We start from the raw sequence: 16,053 nt of genomic DNA, 5'->3' as shown, positions 1-16,053 counted from the left end.
CCATGACCCAAACCCACAGCATAGCCATTCTCATTGCCGACGACGATGCAGAAGACCGGATGCTCCTGAAGGAGGCCCTGGAGGAAAACCACCTCAAAAACGAAGTGCACTTTGTGGAGAACGGCGAAGAGCTCATGGATTTTCTGCACAACCGGGGCAAGTACACCGACAAACGGAAATATCCGCTGCCCGGCCTTATCCTGCTGGACCTCAACATGCCCAAGAAAGACGGCCGCGAAGCCCTTAAGGAGATCAAGCAGGACGCTGACCTGAAGCACTTGCCGGTGGTGGTGCTCACCACGTCTAAGGCCGAGGAAGACATTCTCAAGACCTATGACCTGGGCGTGAGCTCGTTCATCACCAAGCCGGTCACCTTTGCCTCTCTGGTGGAGATGACCAAAACCCTCACCGACTACTGGTTTGACCTGGTGCAACTGCCCAATAGCCCTAAATAACTTGTTGCCTGACCTATGACTGAGCCCATTCCTGAGACCATACGGGTGCTGCTGGTAGATGACGACGAGGACGATTTCATCATCACCCGCGACATTATTGCTGATATTCCGGCCCGTACCTATCTGCTGGAGTGGACCTCCTCGTTTGAGGCTGCTTTGGAAAAAATAGCCCGGAAACAGCATGACGTCTACCTCATAGATTACCGCCTGGGCGCCCATGACGGGCTGGAGCTGATCACGCGGGCGCTGGCCAACGGCTCGGTAGCGCCGTTCATTCTGCTCACCGGCCAAAGCGACCGCGAGACCGATGAACGGGCCATGCGGCTGGGCGCCTCGGACTTTCTCATCAAGGGTCGCCTCACGCCCTTTGACCTGGAGCGCTCCATCCGGTACAGCATGGAGCACGCCAGGAACCTGCTGGAAATCCAGCAACTGAACGCCGGGCTGGAGCAGCGCGTGGCCGCCCGCACGCAGGAACTGGCGCAGGCCATCACCCAACTGGAGGAAACCAACCGCAGCCTGTTTGAGGCCCAGCAGGAAATCAAGAAAGCCCTGCAGAAGGAGAAAGACCTCAATGAGCTCAAGTCCCGGTTCGTGACCATCGCCTCGCATGAGTTCCGCACGCCGCTGAGCACGGTGCTGTCCTCGGCTTCCCTCATTGGCAAGTACAAACTCACCGAGGAAGACGACAAACGCCAGAAGCACGTGAACCGCATCAAATCGGCGGTGCAGAACCTCACGGGCATCCTGAATGATTTCCTGTCGCTGAGCCGCATTGAGGAAGGCAAGATTTACAACGTGCCCACCGATTTTGACCTGCAGGCGTTCATGGAAGAAATTGTGGAGGAAATGCAGGGCTACATCAAAGTAGGGCAGCAGATCCATTACCACCACCAGGGCCAACCGGCTACCGTCACCCTGGACAAGCAGTTGCTCAAGAACATCGCCCTTAACCTGCTCTCCAACGCCAGTAAGTATTCCGCCGAGGGCAAGGAAATCCACCTGACCACCCTGGTAGATGCCCGGCAGGTGCTGCTGCAGGTGCAGGACCAGGGCATAGGGATTCCCGAGGCCGACCAAACCCATTTGTTTACCCCGTTCTTCCGGGCCCAGAACGCCGCAAACTACGAGGGCACCGGTCTGGGCCTTAACATTGTGAAGCGCTACGTAGACATTATGGACGGCACGCTCACCTACACCAGCCGCCAGAACGAAGGCACCACCTTTACGGTACAATTCCTTAAAAACCCCAGCCTATGAAAAAGATCCTGCTCATAGAAGACAACCACGAGATACGTGAGAACATAGCCGAGATTCTGGCTTTGGCCAACTATGACGTGCTGGAGGCCGAGCACGGAAAAGCCGGCGTGGAGCTGGCGAAAGCCCAGAAGCCCGACCTCATTATCTGTGACATCATGATGCCGCAACTAGACGGCTACGGGGTGCTGCACATGCTCAGCAAGAACCCGGCAACCTCGGGCATTCCGTTCATTTTTCTTACCGCCAAATCTGAGAAGGACGATTTCAGGAAAGGCATGAACCTGGGCGCCGATGATTACCTCACCAAACCCTTCGATGACCTGGAACTGCTAGATGCGGTGGAGATGCGCCTGAAGAAAAACGAGATTCTGCGCGCCGATTTCCAGAAAAGCGCCCAGGGCCTGAACGACTTTATGCAGGAAGCCCGCGGTTTGGAAGACCTCAATAACCTGATTTCCAACGAGCGTAAAATCTCGGTGTTTAAGAAAAAACAGCCGCTTTTCGCCGAGGGGCAGTACCCGCACGCGCTGTTTTTTCTGAGCAAAGGCAAGGTGAAAACCTTCAAAACCAACGAGGAAGGCCGCGAGTACATCACCAACCTCTACAAAGAGGGCGAGTTCATTGGCTACCTTGATCTGCTGGAAGACCAGGCGTACCGCGAGTCTGCGGAGGCGCTGGAAGACTCGGAGGTGTGCATCATCAACAAAGAGGAGTTCCATTCGCTCCTGTACCAGAACCGCGATGTGGCCAACAAATTCATCAAGATCCTCTCGGGCAACCTGGCCGACCGGGAAGAGCGCCTCCTGAAACTGGCCTACAACTCGGTGCGCAAACGGGTGGCCGAGGCGCTGTTGCTGGTGGAGAAACAGTACCAGCAGAACCAGGGGCAGGCTTCCAAAGTGCCCATCTCGCGCGAGGACCTGGCCAACATTGTGGGCGCCTCCAAGGAAACCGTGATCCGGACGCTGTCCGACTTCAAGGACGAGAAACTGATCAGCATCAACGGGGGCAAAATCACCATCCTCAACCTGGAGAAACTGGCCCGCATGCGGAATTAGCGCCGTTCCGTTTTGGAGCTCATTCCTGGAAAACGGCTCCAAAACAAAAATAGCCCGGAACCTGACAAGGATTTTCCCCGGAGATGACCCAGGTCATGTTTTTGCGCGCGCCCGTGCCCGAACTTTGCAGGGTAAACAATTGACCCATGCAGCTCCAGTTCAAAGCCCTGTCTTTATCTTACAAAAACGCCCCCATTGCCATCCGCGAGATGGTGTCTCTCAACGAGATAGGCTGTAAAAACCTGTTGGATAAGATCAAAGAGTTTACGCCCGCCCAGGAGGCACTGGTGCTCTCTACCTGCAACCGCACCGAGGTGTACTACAGCGCCGAACAGGACCTCTCCCGCGAGATCATCAAACTGATTGCCCTGGAGAAAGGCTTTCTGGCCACCAAAACCATTGCCCCGTATTTTGTGAACCTGCCGCGCCATGAGGAAGCGGTGCGCCACCTGTTCAACGTGGCCATCGGGCTGGAGTCGCAGGTGGTGGGCGATTTCCAGATCCTGAACCAGGTGAAAAACGCCTACCAGTGGGCCAACCAGGCCGGTACCGTGGGTCCGTTTCTGCACCGCCTGCTGCACACCATTTTCTTCACCAACAAGCGCGTGGCCAATGAAACCGCCTTCAGAGACGGGGCCGCCTCGGTGGCCTACGCCACGGTGGAGCTGGTGGAAGAGCTGACCCAGGGAGTTGAGAACCCGCGGGTACTCATGCTGGGCGTAGGGGAGATGGGAACCAACGTGTGCCTCAACTTCCAGAAAACCAGACTCAGGAACGTAGTGGTGGCGAACCGTACCCACCACAAGGCCGTGGACCTGGCAGGGCGGGCCGGGGCCCAGGCCGTTTACTGGGAAGCCGTACAAGCAGAAATAGCCCTGGCCGACGTGGTGATCTCCTCCGTGCCCGGCGACTGTTTCCAGATCACAAAGGAAAATCTGCCTGCCCTGGGCAACGGCCAAACCAAGAGTTTCCTGGATCTTTCCATGCCCCGCAGCGTGGCCGATGACGTGGCTACCCTGCCCGGGATGCAGGTCTACAACGTAGATACCATTAAGAACCGCGCCACCGAAGCCCTGGATAAACGCCTGGCCTCTGTGCCGGCGGTGGAAGGCCTCATCACCGAAGCCCTAGAAGAATTTAGCGCCTGGACCCAGGAAATGGGGTTCACGGCCACCATTCAGCAATTCAAAAACCAGCTGGAGAAGATCAGGCAGCAGGAGGTGGCCCGGGCTATCAAAAAACTGAACCCCCAGGAACAGGAACTGCTGGAGACGGTGACCAAAAACATCCTGAACAAGATTGTGAAACTGCCGGTGCTGGAACTGAAAGCCGCGTGCCAGCGCGGCGAGTCGGAGGCCCTGCTGGAAGGGTTAAGCAGCCTGTTTAACCTGGAGAAACAGGGGCAACTGGTAGCGGAGTAGCTTCACTTGCCGCCGCATTCCGGAAACCCGGCCTTCCTCCGGGAGCCGACCCGCCGTTTACAGTAGTCCTGCCGGGCAACCGGTTCGCCGGAGCAAGTCTAATTGCTCCTGCAGGTTGGGGGCCAGAGCACTGCCCACCGGCTTCTGGCAAAAAGGGCAGGCGTGCACTTGGCCGTCGGTATCTACGTACACGTGGCGGTCGGCCGAGGCGGCGCATCCTGCCCGCCGCCGCTGCAGGTCATAGTACACCACCATGGGCAAATCCTGGTAAGCCGCCCGGTAATTCAGGTTGGTGTAGAACTCCTCCAGCAGCTGTTGCTGGGCCACGGGGAGCCCCACCTGTTCTCCCGCGTACCGCCCCACCTTCTTAGGCTCCAGCACCTGGATAAAGGCAGCGCCCAGGCGTTTGGCCAGCCGGGCGTAGTGCATCAGATTTTCCCGCGTCACAAATGCTTTGGTGGCGCATAACGAGAGGGCCACCACCAACCTGGCCTGCCGGGCGTTCAGGGCCGCTTCTTCCACCCACTGGTAAGCCTGCCCGAATCCCCTGAACTGGTTGTGCCGCTCCGGAATTATATGGTCCAGGCTGATGGTCACCCCAGTAAGTCCGGCCTGTTTTAAGGCAAGCGCCTTCTCCAGTGTAAACAGGTGTCCCGAAGTAATAACCCAGAAATCGGTGCCGGGAAGGGCAGACGCCAGGATGGTTTGCAGGGCCGGAACCCGGAGCATGGGCTCCCCGCCCGAGAACTGGAGCTGGCCCACCCCCAATTCCTGGAACTGCCGTACCAACTGCACCAGGTCCTTTTCCGTGAGCTTTTCGGCCCCGTTGATCGCCTCCCACTCAAAGCAATGCTCGCACCGCAGGGCGCACTTTTTGGTAATGGCTACCACCACGTTTTTGAAGTAGAACGGCTTGTCCTGGAACGGAATCAGGCGGTTCAGCTCAGAGAGGTGGTACTGGTTGAAGGCCTGCGAGGGCCAGCCGGGAGTGTTGTACTCATAGTAATAGCGACCGTCTACCTGGGCCACTTTCCTGAACGGCGCATCGCCCAGGTACTTCCGTCTGGTCTTGATGAGCTGCCGGAGGGCCCAGATAGTCTTGAAGGGGTTTTTGACCTGTTTCAGCAAAAGAACGAACAAACTGAACCTGATCCGGCGCATGGCCCAGAAACTCTGCCACCGGTTCAGGGTTACGGGTCGGGCCTCGGCACCCGAAGTGGGAACAACGACCTGCTCCCGCGTGGGGTGGAACGACTCCTGAACGGGCAACACTTTGGTGCTTTCTTTAGCGAGTGGGGGCATGGGCGTGTACCAGGTGGGTGAGGTTATTATCTTTCATGAGCTGCAAGTAGCGTTCGCGGGAGAACTGCATAAAGCGGCCCGGCTTGGCGAACTCGCGCAGGGATATCAGGTTGGGGATGCCCTCATACGCCCTGATGTGCTCATAGTACCCGCGGGTGTGCAGGAACCATGCCTGCCGCTGCCCGGCTTTTTGCCGGGGTACCGCAAACGTGAGCTCCACGGCGTTTCCCACGTTGGCCTGCTGCAGGTATTGGGCATCAGAAGCGGTCAGCAGCTGCTTTACCTGCTGCCCGTTGGCGGCATAGGCGCTGGTTAAGGGGGCTTTTTTGACCCGCAGGGGCAGGTTGGGGCTGAAATCCATGCCCGCCTGGTCTATCTCCCAGAACATAAACCCGCAGGACAGGCGCACCTGCACGGTGTCTTCCTGGTGGTGGGCCAGAGGGATAGGGATAACCAGATCACGGCTGGCCAGAGGGCCCACTGGCGGAATGCGCTCCACCACCTGCCACCCAGCCGGGGTCTGTACCTCCACTAGCAGCGGAATGCCTTGTTCCCGTTGCCACTGGAGCAGCTTTGCGGCGGGCTCGTCTTTCTGTTTTTGGGCCCAGCTGTTGTAAAGGCCCCCAAATTGCCGGGTAAACTCGCCGTACAGGTAGTCCAGCCACAGGGTGTTCTGCACGTGGAGCACCAGTTTACCCCACTGGGCGTCTTGGGGTTTCTTGAAGCCAAGCTGCAGGTAGTTCAGGGTATTGTCCGGCTGGTTGAACGACCAGACGGCACTGTCTCTGGCGGCCAGCACGGGGGTAAGGTCCTGTCCCTGGTGGGCTAGGGCGGTTAGGGGCGCTTGGGGATTCTCCAGCGAGTGCGGCTGGCCGGTTTGGTCCAGCAGGACCCGTACGTGGGGCGGGTGGTCCACCACCTCCAGCTGCGCCAGGTTGGTGAACTGCCGTTCCTTTAGTTCGTTCGTGATCTTCAGGTGCACCTGGCACTGGGGGGCAAGTACCTGCGGCAGGGGCATAAAGTCATCGCGCTCCAGGGGAGAAAAGATGGCCCCTCCGTAGGCCTCGCCCACAAACCGGTACTGCTCCCCGTCCTGGAGGTAGATAAAGGGGCAGGAAGACTTCAGGAGGGCCACAATCACGGCAGTGAGGGCCATGGTGGCGGCTGCGGCGGCAATCCCCACCAGAACGTGCGAGGCGATGGTGGCGCCGGTGTCCTTATCGGCGATGTCCATGCGCTTGATGGCAGACATGGGAATAGTGACCTGGTCGTTTTCTCCCCGGGCAAATTCATACACGTACAGGTGCACCACGTGCAGGGCCGTTCCCTTTTCGGCTTCCCGGTACCGCTTGGAGACGCCCGGGTGGTCTTCCACGTAGGGGAGGAGCGTGGTGGGCAGGGGTTGCAACTTGCCTATTACCGCCTCGTCCTTCACAGCCACCTGGACAAGCTCCCACTGGCTGGTCCCCTGGTGCAGGATAAAGCGCTTGTAGTTAGGCAGGCCGGCCACCTTCTGGGCATCGGGGGTTTTGTCTTCCCTTAGCCGGTAGTACTTGCAGCCTACCGCCCCCATGCCAAAGGAAAGCAGCAGCAGCCAGGCCAAAATGACTTGCACCGGACCCCGCCGAAACCCAGGAAGAAAGGCATTGATGTAAGGTGTTTTTGCGCTGTTCATGGCAAAAGGAGCTAAAAACGGAATCCCACGTGAAGGTTCAAGGGAAGGTAAACCCGGTTGGAAATCTCAAAGCCGTTGCGTTGCATCTGCTCCGGCAACCTGAAGTAGCGGTAGCCAACGCCGGCATCTGCCGCCACCAGCTGGCGCCGGGTGGGCTGATAGTACAAACCAATTTTGGCGGCCACCAGGAGCATGGTGGCATCTGCGGCCTTTTGCTCATAGGTGCCCCCCGGAAATTCATAGTAATAGCTGCGAAAGACCCTGTACTGCAGGGCCGGACCCATAAAGAACCGGTACCGGCCCTGTCCGTGCGGGTAGTAGTTCAGCTCCAGCCCCAGCCCATAGCGGTTGTTCTCCCGAAAGCTGTCCAGGCTCTGAACCCGCGAAGGGGGCGTAACGCTGAAGTTGAACGGAATTTTAAGGCCCATTTTCCCCTTGGCCAGGATGTATTCGTACGCAATGGTGAGGTTGGAGTACACCAGGTCAAGGGGGCTCACCCAAAAGAGGTGCCGGCCGTACTGCGTCTCATAGTTGAACGCCGCCTGCTGCTGCGACTTGGCGGGGGCCTCCTTGCTGGCCGGCGCCGCTGCGAAACTCCTGGTGGTGCCGTCTGCCAGCACCAGCGTTTGCACATCCAGGGTGCTGATCTGGTACAGCAGGGTGTCCAGTTGCTGGAATAGGCGGAACTTGATAAACGCGGGCGTGACCTCCACCACGGTGGCTTTGAGCGTGGTCCCGTCGGTACGGGTAATGGTGTCCTGCCCGTTCGCGTGTGAGAGGGCAAACAGAAGACACAGTACGGGTAGTAGCCTCTTTGCCATTTGCTCACAGCGGTTAATGGTGCCTTGGTAAATCTAATATAATATTAATTATGTTAAATTTAAAAAAAAATTGGTCCTATTTTGTAGGTGTTCTTCGTTGATCTTCAAGGAAATACCATTGGTCAACAGCCTATTGTTTAAGAACCGTTTGTGGTTGGGGTAGAACAGGGAGAGAAGGAGCGGGAAGGCTAAGTCCTGGTAGTCAGATAGTACTGGCCCGGTAAGTAGGGGAATGGCGGTTTTGGGCCTGTTTTAGAAAAAATCCGCCAAAAAAGAAGAGGTAAAAGGGTGAGGAGGCACTTGCCCTGTTTAACCATCCAGGAGGTTAAAGAAAGCAGGGCAGGCGCTCGCCACATAGGATTTGAACCCGTGAAATGCTTTCAGGTAAAGAAACAGATCATTGGTGGGGTTCTGCAGCATGTTGGTAGCCTCATGGATGAGGTTGTCCAGGTTCCAGAGCAGGCACTTGCAGTCCGCTTTCTCATCCTGGCCCAGCTGCGTAACCAAGCGCTCCTTGTACGCCTTTGAGGTTTTAAGAACCTCGGCGATTGCTTCTCCCCGTTCATAGGCCTCAGATTGAAGCAGCACCGTTATTTTGGTTTTCAGGGTTGTGCCTTCCAACGTAGCGCCCGCCCCTGATTCTGCCGTGTAATAGTTTGCCATAAGCGTATGGTTTCTGTTTGCTGTTTTTAACAATGCAAATATAATTTATCCTGACTTGCGGTGAGTTTCATTATTCAAACAACATGATTGAACTCTGTACGCAATCTCTGGGCCGCATAGGAAAATGCCGGGTTGTTTTATCCTTTAAACCTGCAGGGTGGCACTGAGCGGTGGAAAGAGGAACTCAGTTGATAAAGGGGAATCAGTGGGGGTAGGCGCCTGTTTTTAGGATAGGATAGGTATTATTTTGCCCTAAAGAGTTAGCGGATGGTTAGCCCCGCGCGCTTGTACTGCATCCTGCAATTGGCGGTGTGTAAACTCTATCATTTCAACGTTTGGGCAAGAGACGGGTAATTGGAAAATTAGAAGAAAATTGCTCCTTTGACCAGCACTCCCTTTGGCCGGCGAAAAGCGGCGGATGTAGGTAATTTGCCAGACTCCCCTAACTTAGGGCCCCGAATCAATACCCCAACGGAACTACTATGTCAACAGACAGTCAGAAACAAGCGCTTTTTCAGGAAATAGAGCAGGAACTCACGGCCAGAGGGTTTACCATCGCCAGCCAGGACCAGACCCGTCCCTGGGGTGGTTTCTTTGTGATAGACGAGGCCCAGGCCCAGCAGTTCGCCGATACGTATTTTGACGGCATCTCAGTAGATGACCTGCGGATCTCGGGGAAACTTAGCCCCAAAATACTGGTAGTGGCCCCTGAGAAAAGGCTTTCCTGGCAGTACCACCACCGCCGCGCCGAAATCTGGAAAGTGGTGAAAGGAAAGGTGGGCGTAGTGACCAGTGGCACCGATGAGGAAGGCGAACTCCAGCAACTGGAGCCCGGTGCCCTCATTACGTTAAAGCAGTCGGAGCGGCACCGCCTGGTAGGCCTGCAGGAGTGGGGCGTACTTGCCGAGATCTGGCAGCATACCGATGCCGCCAATCCCTCCAACGAAGAAGACATTGTGCGCGTGCAGGACGATTTCGGCCGCTAGGCCTGACCTTACCGGAACAGCCCATCCTGGAGTAACACTGATGCTATGGAAAGAAGCATCCGGTAAGTCCTTTTAGGACTTACCCAACGGGTTGTTTCGGGGCAGATTCTAGGAAATCTGCCCCGAAACAACCCGTTGGCATTTTGCATTCTACCACTTGCCGGGGCCAAACAGTTAGTGGGGGCAAATCCTGAATGGCGTAATCCTTTAATAGGAGGTTCCCATAGCAGAGACTCTCCCCTTGAGGGGAGCGCAGAGGGGTGTTTACACCTGCCAGTCCACGCACCGCTGATCATGCTTTTCATGCACAACAGCTTACCAGTCTTCATTGCAAAGCCCAGCCACGCTTGCTCCCCTGGATGAACACCTCTCTTAATTTCCCCTCCAGGGGGAGGATCTGTTCTGCTAAGCGTATAGGGCGTGTACCATTTTGTCTCTGGCAGTTCCTTTACCTGAGTTCTGGCTGGAGTCAGAACTGAAAATCTGGTGCGGAATTGGAGCGAGTTTCACCTTGGCGTGTCCAATAGAATACTCCCCCTCAGCGTGCCTACACGCTTTAAATCAACAGCTTTAATTCTTCTTTCACATTTCTCAGAAAGGGACCAGGCCTCCCAGAATAATCTAATCTTAGCAGCAAAGAATTAAGCTTAAGCTTGTTTAATTACAAAGTAAAAGCAGTATTGTACTTGTTTGGGATGAATTTTATCACTAGTATTAATACGCTTTGCATTGCGTGCCCATGGGTTTGCCGGTGGTTTGCCCAGGTGCGCGCTTGTTTAAGTCGGCAAAACAGGTTTAGTTTTAATTAGGCAGCTTCAAGATTTTATGGGGAACTACAGCAAATGGTATCATCCGTATGCCATTAATGAGAAATACAGTGAGCGGGTAGCTTACTTCAGCATGGAGTTTGGCATTCACCAGGCCCTGAAGATTTATTCCGGCGGGTTGGGCTTCTTGGCCGGGTCGCACATGCGCAGCGCCTATGAACTGCGGCAGAACATGGTGGGCATAGGCATTCTGTGGCGGTACGGCTATTACGACCAGGTGCGGCAGGCCGACCAATTCATGGAGGCGCAGTTCCAGAAAAAGTACTACACCTTTCTGGAAGACACCGGCATTATGGTGCAGGTGAACATCCACAACAATCCGGTGTGGGTAAAGGCGCTGGTGCTGCCGGCAGAGACCTTCGGCACGGTGCCCATGTACTTCCTCACCACCGACATCCCCGAGAACGATTACCTCAGCCGCACCATCACGCACCGCCTGTATGACCCCGAGCTGCCCACCCGCATTGCGCAGAGCATTGTGCTGGGCATTGGCGGGGCCAAGGTGGTGGAGACCCTGGGCGGTTCGGCCATTTACCACATGAACGAGGCCCACGCCCTGCCGCTGGTGTTTCACCTCTTTGACAAGTACCGCGACGTGCACGAGGTAAAGAAGCGCATGGTGTTTACCACCCACACCCCCGAGAAAGCCGGCAACGAGGAGCATGACGTGGAACTGCTGGCCAAGATGTCGTTCTTCGGGGCTTTGTCCGTAGACGAGGCGCGGCATATCTCGGGCACGTACGGGCCTTCGCTCAACTACACCCTGGTGGCGCTTCGGCTCTCCAAAATTGCCAACGGCGTTTCAAAGCTGCACGGCGAGGTATCGCGCGAGATGTGGTACGGCAATGAGGGCGTCTGCGAGATCAGGTCCATCACCAATGCCCAGAACATTACGTACTGGCAGAACACCGCCCTACGGCAAGCCCTGGACCACAACGACGACGAGCAGCTGGTGCGCCTCAAGGCCGAGATGAAAAAGCCGCTGTTTGATATTGTGGCCGACCAGACGGGCAAGCTGTTCAGCCCCGAGGTGCTCACCATTGTCTGGGCCCGCCGGTTTGCGGCCTACAAGCGCCCCGACCTGCTGTTGTTTGACCTGCACCGCTTCTTTGAGCTGATCAACCAGGAGGGGCAGCCCGTGCAGGTGATCTGGGCCGGCAAGCCCTATCCGTTTGACTTTGGGGCCATTAACACGTTTAACAAGCTCATTGAAGTGTCGCACCAGAAGAAGAACGTGGCGGTGCTCACCGGCTACGAGCTGGACCTTTCCGCCAAGCTGAAGCAGGGGGCCGATGTCTGGCTCAACACGCCCCGCCGCCCCCGCGAGGCATCGGGCACCAGCGGCATGACCGCCGCCATGAACGGGGCCATCAACTTCTCGGTGCAGGACGGTTGGCTGCCCGAGTTCGGGAAACACGGCGAAAACAGCTTCCTGCTGCCCATTGTGGACACCTCGCTCCCCGACTTTGAGCAGGACCAGATTGACTACAACAACATGATGCACCTGCTGGAGAGCGAGATTATCCCGGCTTATTACCTGGACCGCAAGAAGTGGGTGAGCATCATGAAGCAGAGCATGCGGGAAGTGGTGGCGTACTTCGGGTCTGAGCGCATGGCCGATGAGTACTACCACCTCATGTACCAGGACGGCAGATAGCCCTACCGCTAAGTTACACGGCAGAAAGCCGGCCCCAACCTAAGCAAAGGTTGGGGCCGGCTTTTTTTTGTGGGAGGAGAAGGCGGTTCCCGAAGTACGCGGCTGAAAAGTGGGGCTACCGGCCATCGGCTTTGCCGAGACCAGCAGGCTGGTTTTGCGGGTGACCAGGGAGAGGTTTCCCGTTTAGGGGCAGATTTCCGGAAATCGGGCCAAAAACACCTGATCATGTGTGGGTTGGGTCCGTAAGAAAGAGCTGGTTTCATGGAGGCGACCGGCCGAAAGGCAATTTTTTCATGCGTTTGCCCAAGAGAGCCGTACCTTTGCCCTCTTTTCTATTTAACATGACGCGTAAACAATATTTCATCATTATCCTGATCTTGGGCTCCCTCTCCACCATCAGCCCATTTTCCATAGACATGTATTTGCCGGGGTTCCCGGCCATTGCCCAGGACCTGGGCACCACCATCTCCCAGGTGCAGCTCTCGCTCACGGCTTACCTGATCGGGATCTCGGCGGGGCAGTTGCTGTACGGCCCGCTCCTGGACCGCTTCGGGCGCAAGTACCCACTCTACGCCGGGCTGGGCGTGTACATTGCCGCCTCTATTGGCTGCGCCTTTGCCAACTCCGCCGACACCCTCATTGCCATGCGCTTTCTGCAGGCCATTGGCGGCTGCGCGGGCATGGTGGCGGGGCAGGCCCTGGTGCGTGACTTGTTTCCCACCTCAGAAACGGCCAAGGTGTTCTCCTGGCTGATTCTGGTCATTGCCGTGTCGCCCATGATTGCCCCCACCGTGGGCGGCTACGTGACGGCGGCCTTTGGCTGGCACGCGGTGTTCCTGGTGCTGGCGGCCATCACCTTCCTGATTCTGGTGGGCATTTTCTTCGCCCTGCCCGAGGGAAAACAGGCTGACCCTACCATGTCGCTGCGGCCCAAGGCCGTGTTGGGCAACTTTGGCGCGGTGCTGCGCAATCCGCAGTTCCTGGTGTACACGCTGGTGGGCGGCATCGCCTCGGCGGCCCCGTTCGGGTACATTTCGGGCTCCCCGGATGTGTTCATGAACATTTACAAAGTGAGCGAGCAGGAGTACGGCTGGATCTTCGCGGCCCTGTCGGTGGCCATGATCGGCTCGCCGCAGTTCAACCACCTGCTGCTGCGCAAACTCAGAAGCGAGCAAATTATTAAGATGGGCCTGGTGTACCAAACCCTGGTGGGAGCCCTGATGGTGGTGGGAGTGTACGCCGGCTGGTACGGCAAGATGGGCCTGATTGTGGTCCTGTTCCTGTTCCTGCTGGGCCAGGGCCTCACGGCGCCTAATGCCTCGGCGCTCTCGCTGGGTCCGTTCTCCAAGCTGGCGGGCAGTGCCGCCGCCTTAGGCGGGAGCTTCCGGATGGGCATCGGGGCGGTAGTCTCCGGCGCGGTGAGCCTGCTGCACAACGGCACCGCCCTGCCCATGGTGGGCGTGATGACCTCCTGCACCGTGCTGGGCATCCTGATCTACTTCTTGGGCCAGCGCAGCGCCCATAACTACCGGCAGGCCGAACTGGCCGGCGCCGTGCCGGAGCTGTAGCACGTACCGCGTGGATTAAGAGCCGCTGATTCGGGGCTGTTTTGGTGAAAACGGCCCCGAATCAGCGGCTTTTTTGTTTAGCAGAACTCCTGAAGGAAGTAGGTGAGGCGTTTCTCACCAGTTAATTTTTTGGATGGTAGGTTACCATTTTCCGGAAGAGAAACTGGCTACACGTTAGGTGCATCCTTGAAGTTAAATTGACTTATTTACAGAAACTTACCGTTGGGTGCCGCAACTGCTGCCGGCGAAATGGGGAAAGAAAGAGTAGCCTGCTGTTCCTAAGGGGGATTGGGAGTGAACGCCTCCGCTTTCGGATTTTGGTATTTTAATCTTATTTTTAGGGAAATAACCCCAAAACAGACCAGAGCGCAACTACGATTGCTCCTGATTCTTCCAGTGTATGATGATACCCGTGGGCACCCCGTTTCCTTGCCCTTCCTGTAGTGCCCCTTTGGTCTTCAAAACTGATAGCACCCTGGCGCAGGTGTGCCCCACCTGTCTTTCCATTGCCCGGAGAATAAGCGTGGAAGGGGCGCAAATCCAGAAAGCGGAACCGGTGAGAGAGGAGCTAACCATTTTACAGGTTGGAACAACGGGTACCTATTCAAACCAAGCCTTTGAGGTGATTGGACGCATCCAGTACTTCTTCACCGAAGGCTACCGCAACCACTGGTTCATCTTATACAAAAGCGGCAAAACCGGCTGGCTGGGCGACTGGGCCGGTAATTACAGCCTGTTTCAGGAGGCCACCTACACAAGTCTGATGCCGCTTACCGGTCGTGCGGCAGGGGAGACCCTCAGCATTTCTAAAATATCGCTTGAGATAGAAGTCATTGATAAAGTGAACGTAATTTACTGGGAAGGAGAGGTGCCGGAGCAAGGCCTGCTGGAGAAAAACTTTACAGCTATTGAGTTATTCAGCACCAATGGCCAAATGGGCCTCCTGCATACCTCCGGCAGCGGAACGCCCCATACCTACCTGGGCCAGTACGTGGCATTACAGGACCTGACACTTCAAAATACCCGCGTGCACCATGAATGGCTTTGATGTGAAAGAGAAAGGCAAGCTGCCTGCGCTGCCGCTGGAAGTGCTGTGCCCCAACTGCAGGAAACCCCTTCAGCTGTATACCTATGCCCAGGCCAGAACCGTGGTCTGCGGTGTTTGCTCGCGGCTCTCAGAGGTGCAGGAAAGGGGATTGGTGCAGATCAGGGCGGTGGACAAGGAGAAGCAGGAACCTCTGATTCCTATCGGGACCGAGGGCCGGATCAAAGGTATCTTGTACAAAGTAGTGGGGTTTCTGGTCCACAAAGAGCAAAGTTTAAAGTACCGGTGGCGGGAGTACGTGCTGTTCAACCCGGTGCACGGGTATGCGTTCCTGTCTGAATACGACGGGCACTGGACGTTCTTCCAGTTCATCAGTGATATCTCCAACGGGGCCAAGCGTACCACTTCCTCACTGTATTACCGCGGCTCAGAATACAAGCTGTACAACAAGTACCGCTCGCAGGTGCTGTATGCCCAGGGCGAGTTCTTCTGGGAGATCACGGAGGATAACAGTGAGTACTTGGAGTATGTGGCGCCTCCTTACATGCTCACCCTGAGCGTGAACAAAGTAGAGCAAACCTGGCTGCTGGGCGAGCACATAGAGCCCGAAATGGTGCAGGAGACGTTTTCCATTGCCGCCCCAATGCCCTACAAAATAGACGTAGGGGCCGTGGAGCCGTTCTCCCAGAACTTTTCGCTTTCCTTCGTTTCCAAGATGGCTGGCGGGGCGGCCGCCCTGCTGCTCCTGATTCAGGTGCTGCTGGTGAGCTTTCAGCAAGGGAAGGTGCTGATGGACCAAACCTTTACCGTGACGGAGGATGGGGGCAAAGGCACTCTGTTGCCCGTGCCCGGACCTACCGTAGAGATAGGTTCGGCCTTGGGCTCCTCCAACGTGCAGGTGTACCTCAGGGCACCGGTGACCAATACCTGGTTTGCTACCGGTCTTTCGCTCCTGAACGTAAACACCGGCCGCGAGTACTTTGTGGAGCTGGGCGTGGAGTACTACCACGGCTACGAAGGCGGGGAGCACTGGAAAGAGGGCAGCACCGACACTGACCAGATTCTTTCCTCCATTCCGTCCGGAACGTACCGGGTGTACCTGCAGCCTTCCCGCGAGGTCCTGGCCCTGGGCACCAGCCTGCCCGAGTCTTTCCACCTTAAACTGGTGCAGGACGTTGCCATCTGGTCTAACTTCTGGATCGCCCTGCTGCTCATTGCGGCAGTGCCTGTGGTGCAGGGCATCCGGCATTACTCCTTTGAAAAGGACCGCTGGATGAACAGCGATTACTCCCCTTACACTCAATAACACACGCAC

The 16,053-nt window shown here is 56.7% G+C and carries 13 protein-coding genes; 9 read left to right on the top strand and 4 right to left on the bottom strand.

From position 1 onward, the window contains the following. Positions 1 to 2: 2 nt before the first annotated feature. The 4 genes from JT718_RS14170 to hemA all read left to right on the top strand — a co-directional run bounded on the left by JT718_RS14170 (position 3) and on the right by hemA (position 4,194). Positions 3 to 455, top strand: a complete 453-nt coding sequence (locus JT718_RS14170) for a response regulator (RefSeq protein ID WP_205503363.1) — start codon at positions 3 to 5, stop codon at positions 453 to 455. A gap of 15 nt (positions 456 to 470) precedes the next feature. After that, a complete protein-coding gene (locus JT718_RS14165; protein WP_240337099.1) occupies positions 471 to 1,715 on the top strand; it encodes a hybrid sensor histidine kinase/response regulator in 1,245 nt (414 codons plus the stop codon). Next, a complete protein-coding gene (locus JT718_RS14160) occupies positions 1,712 to 2,773 on the top strand; it encodes a response regulator (RefSeq protein WP_205503362.1) in 1,062 nt (353 codons plus the stop codon). The genes JT718_RS14165 and JT718_RS14160 overlap by 4 nt, the downstream gene beginning before the upstream one ends. A 146-nt stretch (positions 2,774 to 2,919) precedes the next feature. Beyond that, positions 2,920 to 4,194 carry a glutamyl-tRNA reductase gene (gene hemA, locus JT718_RS14155; protein ID WP_205503361.1) on the top strand — a complete coding sequence of 425 codons (1,275 nt, stop codon included), beginning with the start codon at positions 2,920 to 2,922 and terminating at the stop codon, positions 4,192 to 4,194. Between the two features lie 57 nt (positions 4,195 to 4,251). On the opposite strand, the gene JT718_RS14150 is transcribed toward hemA, so the two are convergent. The 4 genes from JT718_RS14150 to JT718_RS14135 all read right to left on the bottom strand — a co-directional run bounded on the left by JT718_RS14150 (position 4,252) and on the right by JT718_RS14135 (position 8,655). Beyond that, positions 4,252 to 5,496: a radical SAM protein gene (locus JT718_RS14150; RefSeq protein ID WP_205503360.1), complete on the bottom strand. Its 1,245-nt coding sequence runs from the start codon at positions 5,494 to 5,496 to the stop codon at positions 4,252 to 4,254. Continuing rightward, positions 5,480 to 7,171: a hypothetical protein gene (locus JT718_RS14145; RefSeq protein ID WP_205503359.1), complete on the bottom strand. Its 1,692-nt coding sequence runs from the start codon at positions 7,169 to 7,171 to the stop codon at positions 5,480 to 5,482. Before JT718_RS14145 ends, JT718_RS14150 begins: the two co-directional genes overlap by 17 nt. Positions 7,172 to 7,182: 11 nt before the next feature. Continuing rightward, on the bottom strand, positions 7,183 to 7,992 hold the full coding sequence (locus JT718_RS14140; RefSeq protein WP_205503358.1) for a hypothetical protein: 810 nt from the start codon (positions 7,990 to 7,992) through the stop codon (positions 7,183 to 7,185). Between the two features lie 309 nt (positions 7,993 to 8,301). Beyond that, positions 8,302 to 8,655: a hypothetical protein gene (locus JT718_RS14135; RefSeq protein WP_205503357.1), complete on the bottom strand. Its 354-nt coding sequence runs from the start codon at positions 8,653 to 8,655 to the stop codon at positions 8,302 to 8,304. A gap of 482 nt (positions 8,656 to 9,137) precedes the next feature. Here JT718_RS14135 and JT718_RS14130 point away from each other — a divergent pair, with 482 nt between their 5' ends. The 5 genes from JT718_RS14130 to JT718_RS14110 all read left to right on the top strand — a co-directional run bounded on the left by JT718_RS14130 (position 9,138) and on the right by JT718_RS14110 (position 16,044). After that, a complete protein-coding gene (locus JT718_RS14130; RefSeq protein ID WP_205503356.1) occupies positions 9,138 to 9,641 on the top strand; it encodes a cupin domain-containing protein in 504 nt (167 codons plus the stop codon). A gap of 825 nt (positions 9,642 to 10,466) precedes the next feature. Further along, entirely contained in the window at positions 10,467 to 12,125 is a 1,659-nt protein-coding gene (gene glgP / locus JT718_RS14125) for an alpha-glucan family phosphorylase (protein WP_205503355.1), read from the top strand. 341 nt (positions 12,126 to 12,466) lie between these two features. Further along, positions 12,467 to 13,693 (top strand): Bcr/CflA family multidrug efflux MFS transporter, encoded by a 1,227-nt coding sequence (locus JT718_RS14120; RefSeq protein ID WP_205503354.1) that lies wholly within the window; start codon positions 12,467 to 12,469, stop codon positions 13,691 to 13,693. A 451-nt stretch (positions 13,694 to 14,144) separates the two neighbouring features. Then, positions 14,145 to 14,741, top strand: a complete 597-nt coding sequence (locus JT718_RS14115) for a DUF4178 domain-containing protein (RefSeq protein ID WP_205503353.1) — start codon at positions 14,145 to 14,147, stop codon at positions 14,739 to 14,741. Next, positions 14,728 to 16,044, top strand: coding sequence for a DUF4178 domain-containing protein (locus JT718_RS14110; protein WP_205503352.1), 1,317 nt, complete (start codon positions 14,728 to 14,730; stop codon positions 16,042 to 16,044). Before JT718_RS14115 ends, JT718_RS14110 begins: the two co-directional genes overlap by 14 nt. Positions 16,045 to 16,053: the final 9 nt, after the last annotated feature.

The organism is Rufibacter psychrotolerans (genome assembly GCF_016924645.1).
GTDB classification, from domain to species: Bacteria; Bacteroidota; Bacteroidia; order Cytophagales; family Hymenobacteraceae; genus Nibribacter; species Nibribacter psychrotolerans.
The sequence above is the reverse complement of the archived record's forward strand: the minus strand, read 5'-3'. Positions and strand labels throughout refer to the sequence as shown.

Bases quoted from the DNA above. Each gene is read 5' to 3' on its own strand.
- JT718_RS14170 (WP_205503363.1), top strand. From the start codon at position 3: ATGACCCAAACCCACAGCATAGCCATTCTCATTGCCGACGACGATGCA.
- JT718_RS14165 (WP_240337099.1), top strand. From the start codon at position 471: ATGACTGAGCCCATTCCTGAGACCATACGGGTGCTGCTGGTAGATGAC.
- JT718_RS14160 (WP_205503362.1), top strand. From the start codon at position 1,712: ATGAAAAAGATCCTGCTCATAGAAGACAACCACGAGATACGTGAGAAC.
- hemA (WP_205503361.1), top strand. From the start codon at position 2,920: ATGCAGCTCCAGTTCAAAGCCCTGTCTTTATCTTACAAAAACGCCCCC.
- JT718_RS14150 (WP_205503360.1), bottom strand. From the start codon at position 5,496: ATGCCCCCACTCGCTAAAGAAAGCACCAAAGTGTTGCCCGTTCAGGAG.
- JT718_RS14145 (WP_205503359.1), bottom strand. From the start codon at position 7,171: ATGAACAGCGCAAAAACACCTTACATCAATGCCTTTCTTCCTGGGTTT.
- JT718_RS14140 (WP_205503358.1), bottom strand. From the start codon at position 7,992: ATGGCAAAGAGGCTACTACCCGTACTGTGTCTTCTGTTTGCCCTCTCA.
- JT718_RS14135 (WP_205503357.1), bottom strand. From the start codon at position 8,655: ATGGCAAACTATTACACGGCAGAATCAGGGGCGGGCGCTACGTTGGAA.
- JT718_RS14130 (WP_205503356.1), top strand. From the start codon at position 9,138: ATGTCAACAGACAGTCAGAAACAAGCGCTTTTTCAGGAAATAGAGCAG.
- glgP (WP_205503355.1), top strand. From the start codon at position 10,467: ATGGGGAACTACAGCAAATGGTATCATCCGTATGCCATTAATGAGAAA.
- JT718_RS14120 (WP_205503354.1), top strand. From the start codon at position 12,467: ATGACGCGTAAACAATATTTCATCATTATCCTGATCTTGGGCTCCCTC.
- JT718_RS14110 (WP_205503352.1), top strand. From the start codon at position 14,728: ATGAATGGCTTTGATGTGAAAGAGAAAGGCAAGCTGCCTGCGCTGCCG.